The 6,069-nt window shown below is 72.4% G+C and carries 2 protein-coding genes; both read right to left on the bottom strand.

Going from position 1 to position 6,069, the window contains the following annotated elements:
* The coding region (locus G3N96_RS37395; RefSeq protein ID WP_206140345.1) for a non-ribosomal peptide synthetase at positions 1-4,668 on the bottom strand (4,668 nt) is incomplete at its 3' end.
* Positions 4,668-6,069 (bottom strand): non-ribosomal peptide synthetase (locus tag G3N96_RS37390; protein WP_206140344.1); only part of this gene is annotated, 1,402 nt, incomplete at its 5' end. The genes G3N96_RS37390 and G3N96_RS37395, both read right to left, overlap by 1 nt.

Here is a 6,069-nt window from a genome sequence, read left to right as displayed (position 1 = left end):
CGCGAGCGTGGTAGGCAGCAGCCACGCCGCCGCGGGTGCGCCGGCGAGCCGACGCAGCGCTTCGTGCTGCGCGTGCGCGATGTCTTCCGCGTCGGCGCGCCGCAGGCTGTCGGCCCGGTAGCCGACGATGCAGCGCAGCCGCTGGTCGCTCGCAGAGACGGAGAAATCGACCTGCACCGGAAAGCTGTTGACCGCATGGCCGTCGCGGCCCGCGAGCATCCGCACGTCCGCGTCGTCCAGCTCGCGCAGCACGTGGAAGCTCGTGAAATTGAACAGCACCTCACCCAGCTCGATCCCGCCGTTGTCCTGCCGGATCTGCTGCGACGGATAAAAGCGGTGCCGGAAAATGCCCGACTCGATCTCGAACACCTGCCGCACCTGCGCGACAGGCGACGCCGCGCCGTCGAGCGCCGCGCGCACCGGCACCGAATTCAGGAACAGCCCGACCGCACGCGCCGCATGCTCGGTCTCGGGCCGCACGTGCGTCACCATCGACGTCAGCACGTCGCGCCGCCCGCTCAGCGCCTGCAGCGCGCGCAGGTGGGCAGCGAGCAGCACGCTCTTGAGCGGCACGTTCGCGTCGCGCGCGAGCGCGCGCAGCGCCGCCTCCAGTTCGGCTGAGACCTCGACCTCCAGGTAATCCACCCGTTCGTCCGCCGCTTCGCCCGGCAGCGGCGCGCGGCGCAGCGACAGCGCCTGCGCGCCGTCGAGCTGGCCGCGCCAGAAATCGCGCTGGGCCGGATCGGCGAGCGCGGCCTGTTCCAGTTCGATGAAATCCCGGTAACCGGCCTGCACCGGCTCGTCGTCCTGCGGGTTCCGCGCGCCCGTCAGGCCCGCCGTGTAGAGCCGGATGAATTCGGCGGTCAGCGCGGCCTCGCTCCAGCCGTCGAGCATCGCGTGATGGAAGCTCCACACCAGCTTGAAGCGCTGCGCCGCCAGCTTGAACACGAAGCAGCGAAACAGCGGCGCGGCGGCGATGTCGAACGCGGCGAACCGCTCGCCGTCCATGAACGCGGCGATCCGGGCGGCCTGCGCCGCCGCGTCGAGCGCGGTCAGGTCGGTGACCGTCAGCGGAATGCGCGCCGTGTCGAACACGAGCTGCAGCGGCACGCTGAACCCCTCCATCCGCAGCGCGGTGCGCAACGCCGGATGGCGGGCCGACAGCCGGTCGAGCGCATGGGTAAGGCACGCTTCGTCGTACGCATACGCGACCTCGTAGCCGATTACGTCGTGGTACACGCTCGAGCGCTCGTGGCGCAAGCCGTGATAGAGCATCCCCAGTTGCAGGCGGCTGAGCGGATACGCGTCGACGACGCCGGCCGGCAGCCGCGCGCGGTCCGCTTCGCTCGTCAGCGGCGCCCGGGCGACCGTGGCCTCGGCCGGCGCAACCGTGCCTGCCCCCGCGCCACGCTGCCGCTCGATGTGCTCGCCCAGCGTCCGCACGCTCTGATGGGCGAACAGGTCCTGGATCTCGAATTCGAGCCCCTGGCGCTGCGCCTGCGCCTTCAACCGGATCGCCAGCAGCGAATCGCCGCCGAGATCGAAGAAGCCGTCGTCGAGGCCGAACCCGCTGCGGCCGAGCACGTCTTCCCACAGCGTGCGCAGCACGCGCTGCGTGTCCGTCAGCGTCTCGGGCGCCGCGTCGACGGGCGCTTCGGCCGGCGTGAGCCGCGCGAGCGCGGCCCGGTCCACCTTGCCGTTCGCCGTCAGCGGAATGTGCGGCACCGCGTGGAAGCGTGCCGGCACCAGATGGTCCGGCAGCGACGCCCGCAGCTGCGCGCGCAGGCCGGCTTCGTCCGGCACGTCCGCGCCCGTGCCCGGGCTTGCGGTCCAGTACGCGACGAGCTGCTTGTCGCCCTGCGGCGTCGCGTCGACCGTCACGACGGCGGCCTGCACGCCGCGGCACGCGGCCAGCGCCGCCTCGATTTCCGCCGGCTCGATCCGGTAGCCGCGCAGCTTCACCTGCCGGTCGCGCCGGCCGAGGTAATGCAGCGCGCCGTCATGCGCCCAGTAGCCGACGTCGCCGCTGCGGTACATGCGGGCGCCCGGTTCGCCGCCATGCGGATCGGGCACGAACGCGGCCGCGGTCAGGTCCGGCCGGTTCGCATAGCCGTGCGCGACGCCGGGCCCCGCGATGTAGAGGTCGCCCGCCGCGCCGGCCGGCAGCGGATTCAGGTCGTCGTCGAGCACATACACCGACGTGCCCTGGATCGGCATGCCGATCGGCACCGTGCGCCCCGCCGCCAGCGCGCCGCGCACCGGGTACGCGGTGGCGAAGGTCGTGGTCTCGGTCGGCCCGTAGCCGTTGACCACCTGGCCGCGTTCCAGCAGCGCGCGGGCGCGTGCCACGTGCGGCAGCGACAGCACGTCGCCGCCGCAGACCAGGTAGCGCAGCTGCCGCAGCGCGTCCGGCGCGTGATCGACCATCGCCGCGAACAGGCCGCTCGTCAGCCACAGGATCGTCACGCCCGCGTCGACCAGCAACGGCCCGAGCTGGTCGAGCGACGCGTCGCGCCCGACCGGCACGACGAGCGACGCGCCGTTCAGGAGCGCGGTCCAGATCTCGAACGTCGACGCGTCGAATGCCGTCGGCGCAAACTGGAGGAACACGTCGTCCGGCGTCACGTCGAGATAGGCCGGCCGGTAGGCGAGCCGCAGGATCGCCTGTTGCGGCACGATGACGCCCTTCGGACGATCGGTGGTGCCCGACGTGTACATCAGGTACGCCGGCATCTGCGCCGGCAGCCCGCTCGCGACGAACGCGCCGTCGCGCGCGGCGATCTCGTCGTCGTGGTCCTCGAGGACGATCAGGTTCAGATAGCCGTCGCGCAGCGCGTCGGTGCGCGCCACCACGTCCTCGCGCGTGACGATCACGCTCGCCTGGCTGTCGTCGATCAGGAATCGCAGCCGGTCCGCCGGATAGCGGCTGTCGAGCGGCACATACGCGCAGCCCGCGTTGAGCACCGCCAGCATCGCGACGATCAGCTCCGCGCCCGGCTCGAGGCACAGGCCGACGGTCGAGCCCGGCGACACGCCGAGATCGCGCAAGTGGTCCGCCAGCCGGTTCGTGCGCGAGTTCAGCGCGGGGTAGTCGAGCGTCGCGTCGCCGTGGCGGATCGCCGTGCGGCCCGGATGCTGCCGCGCGAGCGCGTCGATCACCGCGCCGATCGAGTCGGGCAGCGGCTGCCCGAGCGGCCGGCTCTGCCAGCCGCGCAGCGCGTCGAGCGTCGCCGCGTCGCCGCGCGCGAGCGTGCCGAACGGCGCGTCCGGCTGCGCGGTCAGCGCGTCGAGGTACTGCGCATAGGTGCGCGACAGCCGCTCGATATCGGCGGCCTCGAACAGATCCGTGCGGAACACCGTGCAGCAGCGCACGCCGTCGGACGTCAGCTCGGCGAACAGCGTCAGGTCGAACTGCGCGTAGCGGTACAGGTCGTCGCGCACCGTCATCGCCGGCATCCCGGCCGGCGTCGCCGGCTCGGCGGCGCCGGGCACCGCGCCTTTCGTGTCCTGCAGCACGAAGTTGACCTGGAACAGCGGGCTGCGCGCGGCATCGCGCGCGACGCCGACCTGCTCGACCACCTGGTCGAACGACACCGCCTGATGCCGCAGCGCGTCGGCGACGGTGTCGCGCTCGCGCTCGACCAGCGCGGCGAACGTGGCGCAGCCTTGCCGCGCGGTACGCAACGCGAGCAGGTTCGCGAAGAAGCCGACGATGCGCTCGCTGCCCGGATGCACGCGGTTCGACGCGGTCGTGCCGATGCAGAAGTCGTCCTGGCCGGCGTAGTCGCCGAGCAGGCACCGCCACGCGGCCAGCATCACGGTGAACAGCGTGCCGCCCTGCCGGCGCGCCAGCGCCTCGGCCCGCGCGCGCACGGCGGCGGGAATCGTGAAGAACACCAGTTCGCCGTCGTGCGCGCGCCGCGGCGGGCGCGGCAGCGCGAACGGCAATTCGAGCGTCGTCGCGCCGGCCAGCCGGCCCTGCCAGTAGGCGAGGCTCGGCGCGCTGTCCGCGGCGCCGCGCGCCTGCTGCCACAGCGCATAGTCCGCATAATGCGGCCCGTCGTCGGCCGGCGGCTCGAGCTCGCGGCCCGCCAGCCGCGCCGCGTAGGCCCGCCACCAGTCGGCCAGCATCAGTTCCAGCGACCACCCGTCGACGATCAAGTGATGGGCGGTCAGCACGAGAATCTGCCGGGCGTCGCCGACACGATGCAGCGACACGCGCAGCAGCGGCCCGTGCGCCAGGTCGAACGGCTGCGCGATTTCGGCGGTGATCGCGCGGGCGATGTCCGCGTCGGTCGCGCCCGCCGCGTGACGATGAACGGGCAGCGCCGGATCGAGCTCGAGATGCACACGCTGGTACAAGCCGCCGTCGCGCGCGTCGAAGGTCGTGCGCAGCGCCTCGTGCCGCGCGACCACGTCGCACAGCGCCGCCCGCAACGCCGCTTCGTCGAGCGTGCCCGCGATCTCCAGCACGTGCGGCACGTGGAAATGGCCGACGCCGCCGCTGATCGCCATCTGCACCCACATCCGCAACTGTTCCGCCGACGCGGGCAGGTCCGCCGGCCGCGCCTGGCGGGTAATCGCGTCGGGGCTGCCCGTGCCACGCTGCCTGCCGAACGCTTCGAGCAATTGGCGACGCTTGTTTTCGGTGGAATCGTTATGCGACATCAAACCAGCTCTCCCGACGATGAAAACAGTGTGAGTAGTTCGTCCATGTCGTCCGGCGCGAGGCGATCGAGCAGCGCTTCGAGGCGGTCCTCCCGCTGGGCCTTCTGGCCGAGCGCGACCAGCACCTGTGCGCTGAACCGGTCGAGCTGCGGTGCGCCGAACAGCAGCGGCGGCGACAGCAGCAGCCCGTAGCGCCCATTGAGACGCGCGATCAGCTGGATCGCCTGCACGGAGCTGCCGCCCAGCATGAAGAAGTGATCGTCCGGCCCGATGTCGGCGACGTCGAGCACGGCCGACCACTCGGCGGCGACCTCGGCCTGGAACGGTGTCCTGGCGCGCACCTCGGCACCGCGCGCGCGCGTCTCGAGCGCCGCATCGGCGAGCTGGGCCAGGCGCTTGCGGTCGATCTTGCCGGCCGGCAGCAGCGCGATGCGCTCCACCACGTCGATGCGCGCCGGACGCATCGATTCGGGCAGCCGCGCGGCCAGCTCCGTGTGCAGCGCGTCCACCGGCCAGCTGTCCCACCCCGCGGCCGGCTCGACGAATGCATGCAGCAGCCGCACGCGCCCGTGCACCCGCACCGGCACCACCGCGCACTGCGCGATGCCCGGCAGCGCCAGCAGGCACGCCTCGATCTCGCGCAGTTCGATCCGGTTGCCGTTGAGCTTGACCTGCTCGTCGCGCCGGCCGAGGTAATGCAGTTCACCGTGCTCGCCGAACATCGCGATGTCGCCGGTGCGGTACATGCGCGCGCCCGCACGGCCTGCGTACGGATCGGGCACGAAGCTCGCCGCGGTGAGATCCGGGCGGCCGACATACCCTTGCGCGAGCCCCGCGCCGCCGATGTACAGCTCGCCCGCGCGGCCGGGCGCGCAGGGCTCGAGGCCCGCGTCCAGCACGTACAGCGACACGTTGTCGATCGGCCGGCCGATCGGCACGCCGGCGCGCGCGTGGGCCTCGCCCGGCGCGCAATGCCACACGGTCACGTCGATCGCCGCCTCGGTCGGCCCGTACAGGTTGGCGAGCCGCACGCCCGGCAGCAGCCGGTGGAAGCGCTCGGCCTGCTCGGCGAGCAGCGCCTCGCCGCTGCAGACGACCAGCGCGAGATCCGGGAAGCGCTGCCCGGCCACCGCGTCCAGGAACGCGTTCAACATCGACGGCACGAAGTGCGCGACCGCGATGCGCGCGTGGCGCAGCAGCGCCGCCAGCCCGGCCGGGTCCTTGTGCAGCTCCGGCGGCGCGATCACCAGCGCATGCCCGCTTTGCAGCGTCCACAGGAATTCCCAGACCGACACGTCGAAAAAGTACGGCGTCTTCTGCAGCACGCGCACCGGCGCGGCGTCGGCGAGCAGCGAGCCGTGCCAGTCGAGCCGGTTGACCAGCGCGCGATGCGTGTTGGCA

It is taken from the genome of Burkholderia sp. Se-20373, from assembly GCF_017104705.1.
Taxonomy (GTDB): domain Bacteria; phylum Pseudomonadota; class Gammaproteobacteria; order Burkholderiales; family Burkholderiaceae; genus Burkholderia.
Note: the sequence above shows the minus strand (reverse complement) of the source record. Positions and strands in the feature narration are given on the sequence as shown.